The organism is Paenibacillus sp. GCM10027626, from assembly GCF_042676285.1.
Classification (GTDB): Bacteria; Bacillota; Bacilli; order Paenibacillales; family Paenibacillaceae; genus Paenibacillus_Z.
Genome location: NZ_JBHTHC010000002.1, coordinates 610,094 through 627,092 on the forward strand (window position 1 = coordinate 610,094; position 16,999 = coordinate 627,092).

The window sequence follows — 16,999 nt, forward strand, 5'->3', positions numbered from 1 at the left end:
ATTTCGCAAGAAAACGTCGAATTAAGATCGCTCACTTCCGTTTAGATTCCAAAAAGGAAGGGAATTTACGAAATAAGGTCCGTGGCTTCCATTAGATGAAACCGCTTTGCAGGCGACCCCCCTTCAGAGCTTTTGCCAGCTGAACTCTGTCATCAATCTGATAAGAATGAAGGGCCGCTAACGAATCTCACAACCCTTAATCGGCTCAAAATGCGGCCTTGCGGGCTGTAACGAATCGACCGATCGTTATTCACGGAAATCCGGCCGCTCCCCCGCCTTTTTTCCGGCAATAGCGTGTCTCAGGTTCGTTACACGCGGAGCAAGCCGATTTTTCGGCCAATAGCGTGTCTCAGGTTCGTTAGCCCTGCGGACAACGATTTTTTCCCGGGGAAGCGGGCAGCTGGAGGTCATGCGGACCTACAATCCGCTATTTTGTCGAAACCCGGCTCATTTGGAGTTCCGCGGACACACGATCCGTTATTTGTCGATTTTGCCGGGTTTTCGCGACGTTTTGAGACAAATAACGGAACCACGGTCCGCAAGCACACCAATTAGCTGTTTTGTTCACAGATAACGGATCTACGGTCCGCTCATGCCCGCTTCGCCCGCGCTTACAGATGTCCACTTTGAATCGACAGCCTCCTACGGTCCGCATGCAGCCCACTTTGAATGCCTTTGCCAGAATGAATGAATGTATGAATGCTGCTAGCAGGATATTGGCCTGAATTTGTCGAAATGAACAAGTCTGAATGGGATGCTGTGTGAATGATAAAGCGAGGTTTGGCGATGCGAAAAACATGGTTCAATCGGCTATTGCTCTCTTATATGCCTGTATTCATTTTTGTGGTGACATTTATATTCTTTGTGTTTTTTCAAGTGTTCAGCGAACAAAGCAGGAAAGAAGCAATAAAGTCGAATGAGATGCTTTCCTTGCAGGCGATGCAGCTAATCGATACTTCGCTGAAGGCAATCGATACGACGGTTCTGCGTGAAATTGCAGCAAGTGAAGATTTGCGTTCTTTTTTCAAAAGCAGGCAGGGGGACGATCCCTACATTGCCATTCGTGCTGTAAATAAGATGAAAGATATGATGAGCTATAACCCGCTCATTGATTCGCTGTATCTGGTTCGGTATGCCGATAATTTTGTCCTCAGCAATGCCACACAATCGGCAGCCGGGCAATTTTCAGATAGCCAGTTTATTGAGCAAATCAGACATGCCAGTCCTCCGCGCTGGACAGATACGCGGCTGTTTCAATCTTTTTCTCATTTGCCTGCGAAGCAGGTTGTCAGTCTTGTAAGGGAGGCGCATTTCTCATCTGATATACAAGGTGTGATCGTTGTCAATGTAGCCGCCAATTCTTTGCGCAGAATGACGCAAGATCTGTTTACTTCCCAGGTCAGTTTTATTCAGGTTAAGGATCGGGATGAAGAGCTTTTGTTCGCCAATGGGATGGATGCGGTAGGGAAAACGCCGCAATCCAGCTTTGTATCGAGCTATTCCGGCTGGCAATACGAGAGCGGTTTCATCCAGGGTGGTTTAATGCGTACCATTTCCTATTTTTCAAATATATGGTTTTTCGTGGGGTTTATTATGATCGGCTTGGGCCTGATCTGGATGGTGTTTGTCACCCGCCGTCATTCCAAGCCGATAGAGCAGATCGTCGATCGGTTCAGCAGCTACACACTACCGATTGCCACTAGCAGCGATAAAGGACGAATGGATGAATTTGCTTTTATTAGCTCTGCGCTTGACGATATTATGGCGCAATCCTTGCAATATCAGAAGCAGTATCGGGAGGATATGCATCTGCGGGCGCGGCATCTGTTCCATCAGCTCATCGACGGCGATGCGATTGTCTCTAACGAGGAATGGAGGCGGGAGGCTGAGAAACTTCAGCTGCCTGTACCAGATTGCTCTGCCTATCGGGTCATTATTGTCGAACTGGATAAGTATGGAGATTTCTGTGCACAGTATGCCCGCAATGATCAAAATTTGCTTAAATTCGCCGTACGCACAGTAACCCAGGAGCTATTCATGAAGCATGAATGCAAGAGCTGGTCCGAATGGACAGCACCCGCTCAGCTTGCTGCTGTGTTATTTGAAGCGGAAGAAGAGCTGCTGGCAGAAGAAAAGCTGAGTTTCATCGCCGATCAGATTCGGGCATGGATTGAGGAAAATTTGAAAATTACGATTACACTCGGAGTTGGCGAACGCGCGGCAGATAGCGATGAAATTCCACAATCGTTCCAGAGTGCGAAGCATATGCTGAAATATAAATACGCACTAGGAGAGAATCGGATTATTAGCAGTGCCGATCTGGCAACAGCAGGCCAAGCTGAAGCGTATGGTCATCTCGGCGATATTCGCGAATTGATTCAGCTGATTCGCAAGGCTGACGAAGGCTGGAAAGCAGCTTATCATCAGTTCTTCCATAAATTGCAGCAGGGGATGCTGGCCAACGATGAGATCGACCATTTGCTGGATTACTTGATCTATAATCTGAATCGCGAATGTGCGCTTATGAATAAGGAGCTGTCTTCAATGTGGAGTGAGACGACGCGGCCGGCGTTGAATGAAATGCTGGAGAGCGGCTATACACTCGTTCATTTACAAGAGGAAATGTATAAAGTGCTGCTGCCGTTAGCTGACATGATAACCGAGCTTCAACAGACGAGTCAGCATGGAGCAACGATTCGTGAGATGACTGCCTTTATTGAGCAGGAATTTGCTAATCCGAAGATGTCGCTGGATTATTTGAGTGAGCAATTCAACATTAATCCCAAATATGTGAGCAAGCTGTATAAGGAAAATACGGGACAGAAATTCGTCGATTTTCTGATCGACATTCGGATGAAGGAAGCGCGACGACTGCTTGCTAATACAGCGCATTCCATTCAGGAAATCTCTGAGATGGTTGGCTACACGAATGCCATTTCTTTTGGACGTGTATTCAAGAAGGTGATGGGAGCCTCGCCAAGCGAATACCGGGCAGATGCTGTGAATAAACAGGATTAATTGAAAATGGTTGGCAGGCGAAAATAGTTGGCAGCAGTGACGAAAGCACTGCTGCTTTGCTGTTTTTAGGGGCTGGCGAAAATGGTTGGCTCGATTATTCTTGTTTATTGTCACCACAAATGTAACCGCATACAATTTGGCTATACAACCGCGATTGATGTGATGGAGAAAGGAGCTGACAATGATGTCTAGCAGAAGCGAAGCTGCGAACGCAACAATAAGACGCACACAAGGGAAACGCATGTTAAGGAAAAAAATTGAGCGACATTGGCAGTTATATTTCGTCGTTTTGCTTCCACTGCTATATTTAGTAATTTTCAAATATGTTCCGATGGCCGGGATTGTCATTGCGTTCAAAGATTATAATGTGGTGCAAGGCATTTGGGGCAGCTCTTGGGCAGGATTCAAATATTTCGAGCAGTTTTTCGCCTCGCCCAATTTTTGGTTGTTCATTAAAAATACGTTAGGGATTAGTTTATACGGGTTAGCAGTCGGTTTTCCTGCTCCCATTCTGCTGGCGCTTGCCCTTAACGAAATTCGTACCGGCTTGTTCAAAAAAAGCGTACAAATGATCACGTATGCGCCATACTTTATTTCAACAGTCGTTATGGTTTCGATTATAGTCGTGAATTTGACGCCGAATATCGGGATGGTCAGTCGTTTTTTCGCCTTTCTTGGAGTGCAGGATACCAATTTTATGGGAAATCCGGCGTTGTTCAAGACGATCTATGTTTTATCCGATGTATGGCAAATGACCGGCTATGGAGCCATTATTTATATTGCTGCACTAGCAGGAGTCAACCCGGAGCTTTATGAATCGGCAAAGGTTGATGGGGCCTCAAGGTTTCAAAAGATTATCCGCATCGATCTGCCCAGCCTGGTTCCGGTAGCTGTCATTATGCTCATCTTGAATCTCGGCAACATTATGAAGCTTGGCTTCGAAAAAATATATTTGATGCAAAATCCGCTTAATTTGAACGCGTCGGAAGTTATTTCTACTTATGTTTACAAGGTAGGGTTAATCGGTTCGAATTTCAGCTTTTCTGCAGCAATCGGCATGTTTAATTCCGTCGTCAATTTGCTGCTGCTTATTTTGGTCAATTACATTGCCAGAAAGTTAACCGATAACAGCTTGTGGTAAGGTGTAACCTGTGTATGCCGCACGCCGCAAGGAAAGGAGCAAAGAATGAGCAAATCTACTGCCATTAAAGAAGCCTATAGCGACCGTTTGTTTATTGCGGGTATTTATCTCTTTTTAACTATCGTATTGCTTATTGTATTGATACCGCTGCTCTACATTTTAAGCGCTTCCTTCAGCTCTCCACAGGCTGTCGTAACCGGTAAAGTGACGCTTTGGCCGATTGATTTTACTTTAGCAGGCTACAAAGCTGTGTTTAACAATCCGCAGATTGGCACCGGCTTTTTGAATTCCTTGTTCTACACCATTGTTGGCACAATCATAAATGTGAGTCTGACGATTATGCTGGCCTACCCGCTGGCGCGAAAAACCTTTTATGGCCGCAATTTGATCATGATTGTGCTGGTGCTTACGATGATGTTTGAAGGCGGCTTAATTCCGACCTATCTTGTGGTAAAGGAGCTGGGGCTGATCGATACACGCCTGGCGCTGCTGCTGCCTGGAGCGCTGGCTGTCTTCCAAGTCATCATCGCGCGTACCTTTTTTCAGACGACCATACCTGATGAGCTGGCAGAGGCTGCCGAACTGGATGGCTGCAGCGATTTGCGTTTCATTTCCAGCATTGTACTGCCTCTATCCAAACCGATCATTGCCGTCATGACGCTGATGTATGCCGTTGGACATTGGAATGCCTATTTCGATGCGCTAATTTATTTGCGCTCACCCGATATTTTTCCTTTGCAAATTATTTTGCGCAATATTCTTATTTTGAACACCGTTGATGCTTCAATGGTTGCCAATGTGGATCAGCTGATGGTGCAGCAAGGGCTAAAAGATTTATTGAAATATTCCTTGATCGTCGTGTCCAGCGCGCCAGTGCTGATGATTTATCCTTTTGTGCAGCGGCATTTTGTTAAAGGGGTTATGATTGGATCTTTAAAAGGCTAATGGAAGGCGGCTGTCATATTACGGCAGAGGGGGTGAACGGCAAACGCGGTATATGCTAATATGAACAAGCATCGTAAAATCAAGTTGGAGGGTCACCAGGCACATAAGACGAATAGGAGGAGTATCCTGTATGACGAACGTCAAACTACGAAATTGGGCGAGTCTTGTTAGTCTAATGATAGCGGTTGTACTAGTTTTAAGTGCTTGCTCGGGCAATAGCGGCGGCAACAAAAAAGATGCTGCGGGAGGTGGCGGGGCTAATCCTGCACCCGTCGCTAATGAAGACAAATTCAATCCTGTAGGACAATATCCGATCGTAAAAGAACAGCTTAAGCTGAAAATGTTTGCCCCGCAATACGCCAGCATTGAAAATATGGAGACCAATCTGTTCACGAAATGGACGGAAGAGAAAACGAACATAAAAATTGTGTGGGATCTTGTCCCGGACAATGCGTTAAATGACCGCAAGCAGCTGATGCTGGCGAGCGGTGACTATCCAGAGGTTATTTGGCACGGAAATTTGACGAAGGAAGAGCAGATGAAATATGGCAAGCAGGGCGCGTTTCTTCCGTTAAATGAGTTAATTGAAAAGTATGCGCCGAATATTAAGCAGGCGATGAATGATATCCCGTATTTGAAATCTTCAATAACATCCCCTGACGGAAATATTTATGCGCTGCCGCAAGTGAATGAATGCTATCATTGCGATAATGCGCTCAAAATGTGGATTAACAAAGCCTGGCTTGATAAGCTGGGGTTAAAAGTGCCGACGACGACCGAGGAGTTCTATGAGGTTATGAAGGCATTCAAGGAGCGGGATCCGAACGGCAATGGCAAGCAGGATGAAATTCCGCTCACAGGTTCCGATGAAATGTGGACAGGGAATGTTGCCGCATTTTTGATGAATGCTTTCATTGTAGATGATTATACCGAGAAGACAGCCGGCACGTTCCTGCGAGTCGTGAATGACAAGGTTGAGTTCGTCGCCAATACGGCGGAGTGGCAGGAAGGGCTCGCTTATTTGCATAAGCTGTATAAGGAAGGACTGATTGACCCAGCAGCGTTTACGCAAAACGCGGATGCCATTCAGCAAGTGGCAAATCGGGAAGGCGACAACATTATGGGAGCTTTGTCGACAGCGCTGCTAAGCTATGCTTACCCGATGAATGATACGACGCCGAGGCATAAGGATTATGTCGTAGTGCCACCGCTTAAAGGGCCAAAAGGAGTGCAGCAAACTTTATTTTTCGGCGGCATTAACAATTCGCAATTTGCAATTACGAATAAAGCGACCGAGGATCAGCAAATTGCAGCGATCCGGCTAGCGGATTTAATGTATACCGAGGAAGCGATTACGCTTCAGGAAAATGGTCCGGAAGGGAAGGGCTGGCGTAAAGCGGAGGCCGGCGAGCTGGATGTGAATGGCAATCAAGCGAAATATGCGCATATTGTCGATCCGAACCCGCCGCCAACTCATAATAATGGCTGGGAGCAAATTGGACCATCTCTACGCACCTATGAATATCGGGGTTCTTGGGCAGAGCTTGTTCAAGATCCGCTGGCCGAAGGCGGATACGGCAAACGGCTGAATGATGTATCTAAAGAGTATGAAGCTTTTCACTCCAAGGAGCAGTATCCGAATGGTCTCTTTATCGCATTGGAGGATGCGGATCTTTCTGCACAAATAAAAACAACTCTGGTTGAATATGTGAAATCCAATATGGCACAGTTTATTACCGGATCTAAGGATGTCGAGAAGGATTGGGACAGCTATATTAAAGGACTGGAAGGCATGCAATTGTCCCAGTACCTCGAAATCTACCAAAAGGCTTACGATGGGTCGAAGCAGTAAAGGCTTAGCAGCTTAATAATGAAAGGGTCGTGTTCTTTGCGAAAGCAACAGAACAGCGGCCTTTTTTTATATTTCAAAGGAAAGAAACTTGCCACGCACCAGGGTTGGCGTCAGCCGTTTCTTCATGTTGAAGGAAAATAGTTGCATCATGTTCCCTTCTAGTGAGAGGAATGATATGATGAAGAAAGAAGAATAACGGCATATGACGACAAAAAAATGCTGTTCATAGAGGATAAATGTATAAGCACAAAATAAGAAATTGGAAGGGAGGAATTGGTGCTGAGTGAATACAAACTGGATATGATTTTATCCGAAATGCAGAAGATTCATGGATGGCTGGAGCGTCACGACGAGCGATTCGATCATTTGGAAGAACGGCTGGATCGCCATGAGGAGCGGTTGGATCGCCTGGAAAAACGAATGGATCGGTATGATGCGCGGCTTGATAGTCAAGGCGAGCATCTAATGCAGCTGATACAGATCGTGGGCGTTACAAATACGCGTGTGGACAAGCTTGCAGATGCAGTAGCAGAGACGAACGCCAGAGTGGACAAGCTCACAGATGCAGTAGCAGAGACGAACGCCAGAGTGGACAAGCTTACAGATGCAGTAGCGGAAACGAACGCGAGAGTGGACAAGCTTGCAGATACAGTAGCGGAAACGAACGCCAGAGTGGACAAGCTTGCAGATGCAGTAGCAGAGACGAACGCCAGAGTGGACAAGCTCACATATGCAGTAGCAGAGACGAACGCCAGAGTGGACAAGCTTACAGATGCAGTAGCGGAAACGAACGCGAGAGTGGACAAGCTTGCGGATGCAGTAGCGGAGACGAACGCCAAGGTGGATAAGCTCACCGATGTTGCATTTTATATCAGGGGCGATGTATCGACATTGAAATCCATCCAGCAGGAACAGCAAAAAATATTGGAACGTTTGTCATATCGTTCATTGTCGCAAGAGGCTGATATAGCTGAGCTGAGAAGGATCATATAAATGTAATAAGCTAAAGAAGAAGTGATAACAGTGAAGGCGCTCAGGTTACAGAAGGTCGCAAAGACAGGTCTGGAGAAGTATTTATCCGGCGAATCGATGGATTATCGGCAAGTGCTCGCACTATTTTTACCGATATTAATTGATCAGGCTTTTATCGTGAGCTTGAATTTGGTCAATACGGCAATGATCAGCTCGTCAGGCGTAGCCGCTGTCAGCGCGGTTAATATGGTCGATTCGCTCAACATTTTTATGATTAATGTGTTCGTTGCGGTCGCGACGGGAGGAACGGTCGTCGTTGCGCAGTACAAGGGCAGCGGCAATCATCCGATGGTGTCGCGTGCAACCGCTGGAAGCGTCACTTCTGTAGCAGGTATTGCAGTAATAATCGGGCTTCTGATTATGGCGCTGCACAATCAGGTGCTGGCGCTGCTGTTTGGAGCTGCCACAGATGAGGTGTTAAGCAATGCGCGCACCTATTTGATCGGCAGCTGCATTTCATATGTGGGACTAGGGATTGTACAGGCCGTCTGCGGTGCGCTGCGCGGGGTCGGCAAGACAAGAGCTTCGCTCTTTTTGTCGCTGAACATGAATTTGCTGTATGTGCTGCTTAATGTAGTGCTGATTTATTTTTTGCATATGGGTGTGTGGGGGCTGACGCTTGCGGTCAATATTGCCCGGTTTGCCGGAGCGGTTATTGCGCTTGTCTATTTATTCAAATGGGATGCCACCTTGCATTTGCGTATTCGGGATCTGTTTCATTTTCCGTTATCGATGCTTAAAAAAATTATGTTTATCGGCGTGCCCTTTGCGATGGAGCAAATGTTCTTCAATGGCGGGAAGCTGTTGACACAGGTGTTTATCGTAAGCCTGGGTACATATGCGATCGCTGCGAATGCGATTGCTTCCTCGATTGCGATTGTGCTGCAGATGCCTGCCACAGCGCTATCGCTGACGATCGTTACCGTTGTCGGCCAATGTATGGGGAGAGGCAATATCGGCGATGCCCGCAAGTTTATAAAGGCCTTTTTGTGGCTCGGCTCGGGCTCGTTAGCGCTATTTGCACTGATACTAATGCCGTTTTATTATCCGATTGTGAGCATCTTTAATCCGCCGGATGAAATCGTGAGCGATATTTTTTGGCTGCTGCTGATTACATCTGTGCTGCAAGTGCCGCTCTGGTCGGTTAGCTTTATATTGCCGGCAGCCTTTCGGGCAGCGGGAGATTCCAAGTTTACCTCTCTTGTTTCGATGCTGACCATGTGGCTGTTCCGGGTTATTCTCGGTTATGTGCTAGGCATTACACTAGAGTACGGGATCCTCGGCGTCTGGCTGGCGATGAATTTTGAATGGGGCGTGCGCGGCGTCATCTTCCTGCTGCGCCTTCGCGGCAAGATGTGGTATCGTCATAAACTTATTTAGAAAAATGGATTTTCAGCGAATGTGTCTGATGAAGGACGCGGCTGGAAATCCATTTTTTTTCTGGCGCGAAAAGAGCGGTTTTTCAATAATGATAGATGCTGAGGAGCCGTGAGAAGGTGTACAATAGAGAAGAGAAGGGGATTGGTCAAGACGGCTTATTATAAATATGGAGGGATGAGCAATGAATCAGCCTTTACTCGTCATCGCGATCATTCTTTTCGTGTTGGCCTATTTTATAGGCTATAAGAAGCAAGTTTGGCTGCTGGCCGGCTTTAATGAAAAGCGTGTCAAAGACAAGGAGAAGCTCGCCAGGCTGGTAGGAAACTATAATTTATTTATGGGGATCATTATGCTGGCCGGCGCGATTGTAAATCCTCCGGCGATCGAGGTGCTTATCCCCATTTTGGTCATCGGCTATGTTATTCTTCTTGGCTACGTAAATACGAGGATGGTGGAATAACCTGAGATCGGATAACGCTTCATAGTGAAATCCGCTGCCTGCACCGGATACATTTGATGTGATCAGCGCGACTTTCAAATCTGTCCGTTAATAGAACCGAAACTCCGTCTGTTGGGCATTGCTGTAAACTCGTTCCAGCATCTCTCGCCAGCGGCGAAGCGGTTTTTGAATTTTGTAAAAAGTTATCCTGGATTACAGGAGCAAGGGGAAGGAGCGTTTGCATGACAAGTAGGAAAGGAACAACTGCAGAAGAGCCGGATTGGGTGCATTCATACGTTGAATCGCCTGACAGACAGCGGAAATTGCACCGCCGCACGTTATGGGTTGTCGTCTGCGCGCAAATTTTTGGGGGTGCAGGGCTTGCCGCCGGGGTGACGGTTGGCGCACTGCTTGCGCAGGAGATGCTCGGATCGGAGAGCTTCGGCGGAGTACCTTCCGCCTTATTTACGCTTGGCTCTGCCGCGGCGGCATTTCTGATCGGTCAATTATCGCAGCGCTTTGGCAGAAGAATCGGACTGGCGGCCGGCGCGCTGGCGGGCGCTCTCGGCGCAGTTGGGGTAGTGCTGGCTGCTATGGCGAGCAATATCGTTCTGCTGTTTGCTTCTTTGCTGATTTATGGCGCAGGCACAGCCGCGAATTTGCAGACCCGTTACGCCGGCACAGATTTGGCCGAACCGGGCGAGCGGGCGAAAGCGGCTAGTATTGCGCTGATGGCGACGACCTGCGGAGCTGTAGCCGGGCCGAATCTTGTCAATGTGATGGGAACGGCGGCCAAGGGAATCGGCATACCGCCGCTTGCGGGCCCTTTTTTGCTGTCCGCGATGGCATTCAGCTTGGCAGGCATCATCTTGCTGCTTTTTCTTCGTCCGGATCCATATTTGGTGGCCAGGGCAATCGCCCGCGCGAAACAGGTGAAGCAGGGGCGCGCAGCAGGCAATGAGCAGCAGCCGCGGATGGGCGGTAATCGGAAAGTTGTTCTGGGAGCAGCTGTCATGGCGCTAACCCAAATGGTGATGGTCGCCATCATGACGATGACGCCTGTGCATATGAAGCATCACGGTCACGGGCTTGGCGATGTCGGGCTGGTCATCGGTATTCACGTAGCAGCAATGTATTTGCCTTCATTAGCAACGGGTGTGCTGGTAGACCGCTTCGGGAGAACAGTGATGGCCTATGCTGCCGGTGTTACGCTGCTTGCCGCCGGGCTGGTGGCCGCGCTTGCGCCCGCTGATTCTACGCCGCTGCTTATTGCTGCGCTGGCGCTGCTCGGCCTTGGCTGGAACTTCGGTTTAATAAGCGGGACAGCTATTATCGTTGATGCGACTACAGCGGAAACGCGGGCGAAAACGCAGGGAACGGTTGATGTGCTTATTGCCATTAGCGGTGCGTCGGGCGGTGCGCTGTCCGGGCTGATCATGGCCAATTCCAGCTATGCTGTCCTGGCGATGGCGGGGGGCTTTGTGTCGCTGCTTTTAATTCCGGTTGTCATCTGGTCGCGCCGGCGCCGTGCGGCGAGGCATAGTCAGAGCAGCACACCATCGGTATAACCCGCAGGGAAAGAATCCAAGGGGCTGGAATATACAAGCATCTCAGACATAAAATAGATCATTAGCTTGTATACCCTGGGGGAGCCTATGAATAAAAAAACGGTCAAAATTGGACAAATTGCAGTCATTTATATGGGGACGGTAGTAGGAGCGGGATTTGCGTCGGGTCAGTCCATCATGCAATTTTTCACCCTGTACGGAGCCTTTGGCGGAGCGGGTATTTTGCTAACGACCTTGCTATTCATGTGGTTTGGAACGAGGCTGATGGTTTTATCGCATCGAATCAAAGCATTTTCCTATCAAGACCTCAATAATTACTTGTTTGGCAAATTTTTCGGCAAAGTCGCCAATATACTAACGTTCTTCATTTTGCTCGGCGTCACTGCGGTTATGCTTTCTGGTACCGGCTCGATTTTTGCGGAACAGCTGGGACTTCCTTATCAACTCGGCATCGTCATTAGTATCGTGCTGAGTTTTTTGGTGATGACGAAGGAAATCCATGGAATTTTAGCCGTCAACGCTCTGGTCGTCCCGTTGATGCTTTTTTTCACATGTATCATTGCGTTTGATGTCGTCGATATGGAAAGTATAACGCGAACCACAGATTGGCAGGAACGACAGCTAACGCAATGGAACTGGCTGGTCAGTCCGATCACGTATGCAGCGCTGAATTTTGCCTTTGTTCAGGCGGTAATGGTTCCTCTGGCAAGCGAAACGGAGGACGAACGGGTATTGAAATGGGGCGGATTTTGGGGCGGAATCGGCCTTGGATTCATGCTGTTGATCAGTCATTTTTCCATCAACTCCAAGATGCCGGGGATTTTGCAGTTCGATATTCCAATGGCCGAAATTATTCGCGGAGCGGGAAGCTTTTTGTACGGTGTATTTATTATGGTGATCTTTGGTGAAATTTTCACAACATTGGTTGGTAATATATTCGGGATTGCCAGACAGATTCGCAGCGTATACCCGCTGCCGACAAATTGGGTTGTTCTGGCCACTTTACTGATCTGCTTTGCGATCAGTCAGGCAGGGTTTACCTCCCTGCTCACCTATCTGTACCCGCTGTTTGGGTATACGGGCATGATATTTCTTGCTTTCCTGGCGTTCAAGCGGCTGCCGGCGTAGTCACGCCTTTTCCGCCTTGTATGGAATAAAACTTAACTGATGACACATCCTATACATTGTAAACATTTACTACAAGGTAGGATGGTGAAGGCAGCTTATGTTAGCTAAAATAGCGCGATTCCTGTTGGTTGGCGCGATGCTTATGGTCGTCGTCACTGCGTGCGGCGGGCAGCAATCTGCGACGAAGGAACAGGACTTGCTGCATGTAAAATCTTTAAACACCGGACCAGCGAAGAAAGTCATTTTTCTGCTTGTTGATTCATTAATGGCGCATGCCATCGATCGAGGAATAGAACAAAACGAACTTCCTGCCTTCCGTTTTTTAACTGAGCATGGGCGGTACTATAAAGATGTAGTGTCATCTTACCCTACGATGTCGGTTGCCATCGACAGTTCATTAATGACAGGAACATACCCGGATGGCCACCGTATACCAGGCCTGGTGTGGTATTCGGAGGATGAACAAAGAGTCGTCAACTATGGAACCGGGCCAATGGAAATCATGAAGCAAGGCATTCATCCAGTTGTGGCAGATGCTTTAATCAACTTGAATGGCAAGCATCTGAGTAGAGAACAGACTACAATTTATGAAGAGTTGGCCCAGCGTGGGCTGAAATCAGGCTCGATCAACGGCTTAATCTACAGGGGAACAGCAAAGCACCAATTGTCCATCCCCCGCTGGGCCCAAGCTGCTGCTCAATTACCGGGACAAATTGAAGTTCAAGGGCCGGACTTTTTGGCGCTCGCCTCATTGTCCAATCCATTGGAAGGCACCCATGACCTGCCTGACGGCTTGACACATCGCATGGGACTCGACAATTCCTATTCGATGGAGGTGGTCAAATATTTGGTTCAGCACAACCGTTTGCCGGATTTTTTGCTCGTTTATTTACCTGATATGGATCAGAAGCTGCATCGCAAGGGGCCGGATGATTTGAAGGGGATCAAAGAGCTGGATAAGCAATTGTATGAGCTGCTGCAAGCATTCGGCACACCCGAAGAGGCGTTAAAACAGACTGTTTTTGTACTTGCTGGTGATAGTGGAATGACAGCAATAAAGGAAAAAAAGCAGCGACCGGTGATCGATTTGTCATCGGTGTTTAAGGATTATAATGTGCTGCCTACTGGCGGGACTGTCGCGGATTCAACGGATATCGTGCTTGCCGTTAATGAAACGATGGCTTACGTATACAAGCTGAAACCAAATATGAGCTTGAGAGAGCTGGCGCAGTTGCTGCAGGCCGACGAACGGATCGATATCATATCCTGGAAGGAGGGGGACTGGATTTATACGATCCAAGGTGCTGCCTCTGGCGAGGCCCGGTATAAAGCCGAGGGGCCGTTGACTGATTCTTACGGGCAAAAATGGACAGTAGAGCAAGATGCGAAAGTGCTTGATGTAACGATCGATGCTGCAAATCAGACAATTCAATACGGCAACTATCCGGACGTATTGCGGCGATTATTCGGCGCGTTGCATTCCCATAGTGGCGATTTTCTGGTTGTTAATGCGAAGCCGGGGTATGAACTGGCTGATCGAAGCTCGCCAACGCATAAAGGCGGGGGCGGACATGGAGCGATCGGCAAGCAGGAATCGCTGGTTCCGCTTATCGTGGCAGGTACCGATCAGCAGCCGCAATTTTTGCGAATCGTTGATTTAAAGTCATTTTTTCTCAAGCTGCTGACAATGCCAAAAGGATAAAGCTGCAGGGGGTGATCCCTCCGATTTGCCGCGGGCAGTCCGGCTTGTGAAGCTGCCTTTTGTGTCGCGGACCGTGGTCCGCGACATAAGTTCAATTCCAGCCTGGCGGGCAAAGCGATAGCCTTCCTCGGTTGTCTACAGGCTAAGATCTCTCCTGCGGAAACCCAGCCAGCCGATAATTGCCAGGGCAGTTGCCCCAAGGGTCAGCATCCCGAGCGGCAGCCATTCGAAATGTTCAGCCGGCAGACGAGGGATATGCTGCAGCGGAGAGAGATTTAACATCCAGTCCGGCAGTTGCAGGGCGCCGCCAAGGTAGAGCGCAATGAAGGCGTAGATGACGACGATCCAGCTCAAGGCAGCCGCTTTGGGAACCCAGCCTGTCAGTGCAGCCGCCAAACCGATGGCAAACCACAGCACCGGTATAAAGTTCAGTCCGGCAGCTATTAATTCTGGCAAGTAACGGGTGTCATCCATACTGTGGCTTCCGGTTATGCCCATGCCGAGGCCTGCCATGAACATTAGCGCAATGCCATTCAAAGCAGCGATGAGCAGATAGCTGCCCATCAGGCGAGAACGGGAGACGGCGGCGGCGAGCAGCGTATCGATCCGTCCGGCGTGCTCTTCACTGCGCAGCTTCAGTATGCTTTGCAGAGCCGGAATGCAAGCAATAATGGCCGCTACAGCCATGAACATTGCAGCGATGCTGTCGGCAAAGAGGCCCGTGCCCGCTTCTGGCAGCATTCCCTCCAGCTTGTCGCCTACAGAGCTCATCATCTCCTCGGCCTCCCCGATAAAGAAACCGTAAGCCATCCCGAATAAAAGCATAGCAAGGCTCCAAATCGCTATATTCGTGCGCTGCAGACGAAAGGCGAGGCCGATTGGCGTTGTAAGGGCGGGGGAAGCCGAGTCCCGGCCGCGGCGCGGGGGCAGCATCCCGGCGCCGACATCCCGCCTGGTGCTAAGCGGGTAGGCGATTATCGCCAGCATGATCGTTAACGCTGCGCTCCATAGAAGCGGTGACCAGTCGTTATCGACAAAGGCGGAAGTCTGCTGAGCCCACCCGATCGGCGAAAGCCAGGAAAGAAACCCGTCTCCCAAATCTCCGACTGCTCTCAAGCTGAAGGCAACTGCGACAAGTGCGATACTTGAGCCGACAACGCCGCGTGAATATTCCAGCAGCTGCACGAGCACGATGGCTGCGGCTGCGAATACGATGCCCATTGAGCCAAGGGCAGCTGCGAACAGGAAAGAGCCTTCCCATGTCACTGATTCAATGCCTAAGGCCCCCATGCCGCATGCAAGTATCAGCGCAAGGGTTAGGTTTGTCATACATACGAGCAGCAGTGCGGCTGAGATGTTGGCGTATCGTCCTGTTACCGTCGCCCGTACCAGCTCCAGTCTCCCTGTTTCCTCCTCCTTGCGGGTATGGCGGGTAACGAGCAGGATGCTCATAAAAGCGACGGCGATCCCGGTCATGCCCAGCATTTGATGTGAAATCATCGCTCCAAATGTATAATCGCCTAAGTAAAGCTTGGGTCCGGTCATAGCCAGTGCGGCCGGGTTGCTCATTGTAGCAGCGGCAATCTGCCGATCCGTCTCCGTCGGATAAAGCCCTTCAAAGCTCATAAGGGTAACGAGCACAAGTAAGGCGAGACTTAAAATCCAGACAGGGATTATGACGCGATCCCGCTTCATCATAAAATAGAGCAGCTTGCCAGTTCCTGCGAAGGTTTGTTGTCCCTTCATTTTGCTCACCTCTTTTGCTCGGCATGCTGGTCATTCCGATCGTAATGACGCATGAAAAGCTCTTCCAGCGTTGGGGGCGTGCAGGTCAAGATCTGCAAATCGAAGTCAGCCAAGAACTTCAGGACATGACCGATTTTCGAGCTTTCGACCTGGAACCGGACTTCGCGATCCTTCGACTGAATGTCATGTACGCCTGGCAACTGGTCAAGCCCGGAGATGCGCTGAGCGGTCTCTGCACTTACAAAGGTACGGGTCAAATGGCGCAGCTCGCCAAGCGTGCCGGACTCCACGATCGAGCCATCGCGAATAATTGCGACACGGTCGCACAGCTTCTCCACCTCGGCCAAAATGTGGCTGGAAAGCAGTACTGTCTTTCCCTGCTCTTTCACTTCAGCTACGCATTGTTGAAAAACGGCTTCCATTAGCGGATCCAGACCTGAGGTTGGCTCATCGAGAATAAATAGTTCTGCATTGGAGGCGAAGGCGGATACAAGTGCGACTTTCTGCCGATTACCTTTGGAATAGGTGCGGCATTTTTTAGTTGGATCCAGATCAAACCGTTTCAACAAGAGATCGCGCCGCCGGCGATCTAACTCCCCCCGCAATCGCCCGAACAGATCAATCGCTTCCCCGCCTGTCAGCGCCGGCCATAGATTGACATCTCCCGGCACATAACTAATCCGCCAGTGCAACTCCACTGCATCCCGCCAAGGATCCCGGCCAAACAGGCGTACCTCCCCGCTTGTTTTGCGTAGCAACCCCAGCAAAATACGAATCGTAGTTGATTTTCCGGCCCCGTTGGGACCGATGAAGCCAAGCACTTCCCCTTTGCGGACTTCAAGGTTGAGGCCGTTCAGCGCCTTGACTTGACCAAAATTTTTAGTGAGCTGCTGCACTTCGATAACCGACATCCGACGTCACCTCCGGTTAATGTTACAAAAAATATAGAACAAAACCATTTCCAGTTACATAATATTCCGCCATTCCGTTTCTGTCAATAAGAAATATAACGAATCGTTGTTTTGTTACATAAATGTATGTAAAATAG

12 protein-coding genes are annotated in these 16,999 nt (G+C 49.1%); 10 read left to right on the plus strand and 2 right to left on the minus strand.

The window, feature by feature from the left end; translation table 11 throughout:
* The first annotated feature begins 786 nt into the window (after positions 1–786).
* From ACFQ0N_RS06470 to ACFQ0N_RS06515, 10 genes are all read left to right on the plus strand, one after another.
* The gene (locus tag ACFQ0N_RS06470) at positions 787–3,018 is read left to right on the plus strand and encodes a helix-turn-helix domain-containing protein (protein ID WP_379323997.1); all 2,232 of its coding nucleotides are present in this window, start codon (positions 787–789) and stop codon (positions 3,016–3,018) included.
* Between the two features lie 184 nt (positions 3,019–3,202).
* Complete coding sequence (locus tag ACFQ0N_RS06475; protein WP_379323999.1) at positions 3,203–4,159, plus strand: ABC transporter permease; 957 nt, start codon at positions 3,203–3,205, stop codon at positions 4,157–4,159.
* Positions 4,160–4,204: 45 nt separating this feature from the next.
* Complete coding sequence (locus ACFQ0N_RS06480) at positions 4,205–5,104, plus strand: carbohydrate ABC transporter permease (RefSeq protein WP_379324001.1); 900 nt, start codon at positions 4,205–4,207, stop codon at positions 5,102–5,104.
* A 130-nt stretch (positions 5,105–5,234) separates the two neighbouring features.
* Complete coding sequence (locus tag ACFQ0N_RS06485; RefSeq protein WP_379324003.1) at positions 5,235–6,956, plus strand: ABC transporter substrate-binding protein; 1,722 nt, start codon at positions 5,235–5,237, stop codon at positions 6,954–6,956.
* Positions 6,957–7,232: 276 nt separating this feature from the next.
* Positions 7,233–7,949 (plus strand): hypothetical protein, encoded by a 717-nt coding sequence (locus tag ACFQ0N_RS06490; protein ID WP_379324005.1) that lies wholly within the window; start codon positions 7,233–7,235, stop codon positions 7,947–7,949.
* 96 nt (positions 7,950–8,045) lie between these two features.
* On the plus strand, positions 8,046–9,368 hold the full coding sequence (locus ACFQ0N_RS06495; protein ID WP_379324305.1) for an MATE family efflux transporter: 1,323 nt from the start codon (positions 8,046–8,048) through the stop codon (positions 9,366–9,368).
* A 181-nt stretch (positions 9,369–9,549) separates the two neighbouring features.
* Positions 9,550–9,828 (plus strand): DUF3784 domain-containing protein, encoded by a 279-nt coding sequence (locus ACFQ0N_RS06500; RefSeq protein WP_379324007.1) that lies wholly within the window; start codon positions 9,550–9,552, stop codon positions 9,826–9,828.
* Positions 9,829–10,049: 221 nt separating this feature from the next.
* Positions 10,050–11,375: an MFS transporter gene (locus ACFQ0N_RS06505; protein ID WP_379324009.1), complete on the plus strand. Its 1,326-nt coding sequence runs from the start codon at positions 10,050–10,052 to the stop codon at positions 11,373–11,375.
* Between the two features lie 87 nt (positions 11,376–11,462).
* A complete protein-coding gene (locus ACFQ0N_RS06510) occupies positions 11,463–12,503 on the plus strand; it encodes a YkvI family membrane protein (protein ID WP_379324011.1) in 1,041 nt (346 codons plus the stop codon).
* 97 nt (positions 12,504–12,600) lie between these two features.
* A complete protein-coding gene (locus ACFQ0N_RS06515; RefSeq protein ID WP_379324013.1) occupies positions 12,601–14,205 on the plus strand; it encodes an alkaline phosphatase family protein in 1,605 nt (534 codons plus the stop codon).
* Positions 14,206–14,340: 135 nt separating this feature from the next.
* Here ACFQ0N_RS06515 and ACFQ0N_RS06520 read toward each other — a convergent pair whose 3' ends face one another.
* Positions 14,341–15,951 (minus strand): ABC transporter permease, encoded by a 1,611-nt coding sequence (locus ACFQ0N_RS06520; RefSeq protein WP_379324015.1) that lies wholly within the window; start codon positions 15,949–15,951, stop codon positions 14,341–14,343.
* A 5-nt stretch (positions 15,952–15,956) separates the two neighbouring features.
* Entirely contained in the window at positions 15,957–16,862 is a 906-nt protein-coding gene (locus tag ACFQ0N_RS06525) for an ABC transporter ATP-binding protein (RefSeq protein ID WP_379324017.1), read from the minus strand.
* Between the last annotated feature and the right edge of the window lie 137 nt (positions 16,863–16,999).

Bases quoted from the DNA above. Each gene is read 5' to 3' on its own strand.
- ACFQ0N_RS06470 (WP_379323997.1), top strand. From the start codon at position 787: ATGCGAAAAACATGGTTCAATCGGCTATTGCTCTCTTATATGCCTGTA.
- ACFQ0N_RS06475 (WP_379323999.1), top strand. From the start codon at position 3,203: ATGTCTAGCAGAAGCGAAGCTGCGAACGCAACAATAAGACGCACACAA.
- ACFQ0N_RS06480 (WP_379324001.1), top strand. From the start codon at position 4,205: ATGAGCAAATCTACTGCCATTAAAGAAGCCTATAGCGACCGTTTGTTT.
- ACFQ0N_RS06485 (WP_379324003.1), top strand. From the start codon at position 5,235: ATGACGAACGTCAAACTACGAAATTGGGCGAGTCTTGTTAGTCTAATG.
- ACFQ0N_RS06495 (WP_379324305.1), top strand. From the start codon at position 8,046: ATGGATTATCGGCAAGTGCTCGCACTATTTTTACCGATATTAATTGAT.
- ACFQ0N_RS06500 (WP_379324007.1), top strand. From the start codon at position 9,550: ATGAATCAGCCTTTACTCGTCATCGCGATCATTCTTTTCGTGTTGGCC.
- ACFQ0N_RS06505 (WP_379324009.1), top strand. From the start codon at position 10,050: ATGACAAGTAGGAAAGGAACAACTGCAGAAGAGCCGGATTGGGTGCAT.
- ACFQ0N_RS06510 (WP_379324011.1), top strand. From the start codon at position 11,463: ATGAATAAAAAAACGGTCAAAATTGGACAAATTGCAGTCATTTATATG.
- ACFQ0N_RS06515 (WP_379324013.1), top strand. From the start codon at position 12,601: ATGTTAGCTAAAATAGCGCGATTCCTGTTGGTTGGCGCGATGCTTATG.
- ACFQ0N_RS06520 (WP_379324015.1), bottom strand. From the start codon at position 15,951: ATGAAGGGACAACAAACCTTCGCAGGAACTGGCAAGCTGCTCTATTTT.
- ACFQ0N_RS06525 (WP_379324017.1), bottom strand. From the start codon at position 16,862: ATGTCGGTTATCGAAGTGCAGCAGCTCACTAAAAATTTTGGTCAAGTC.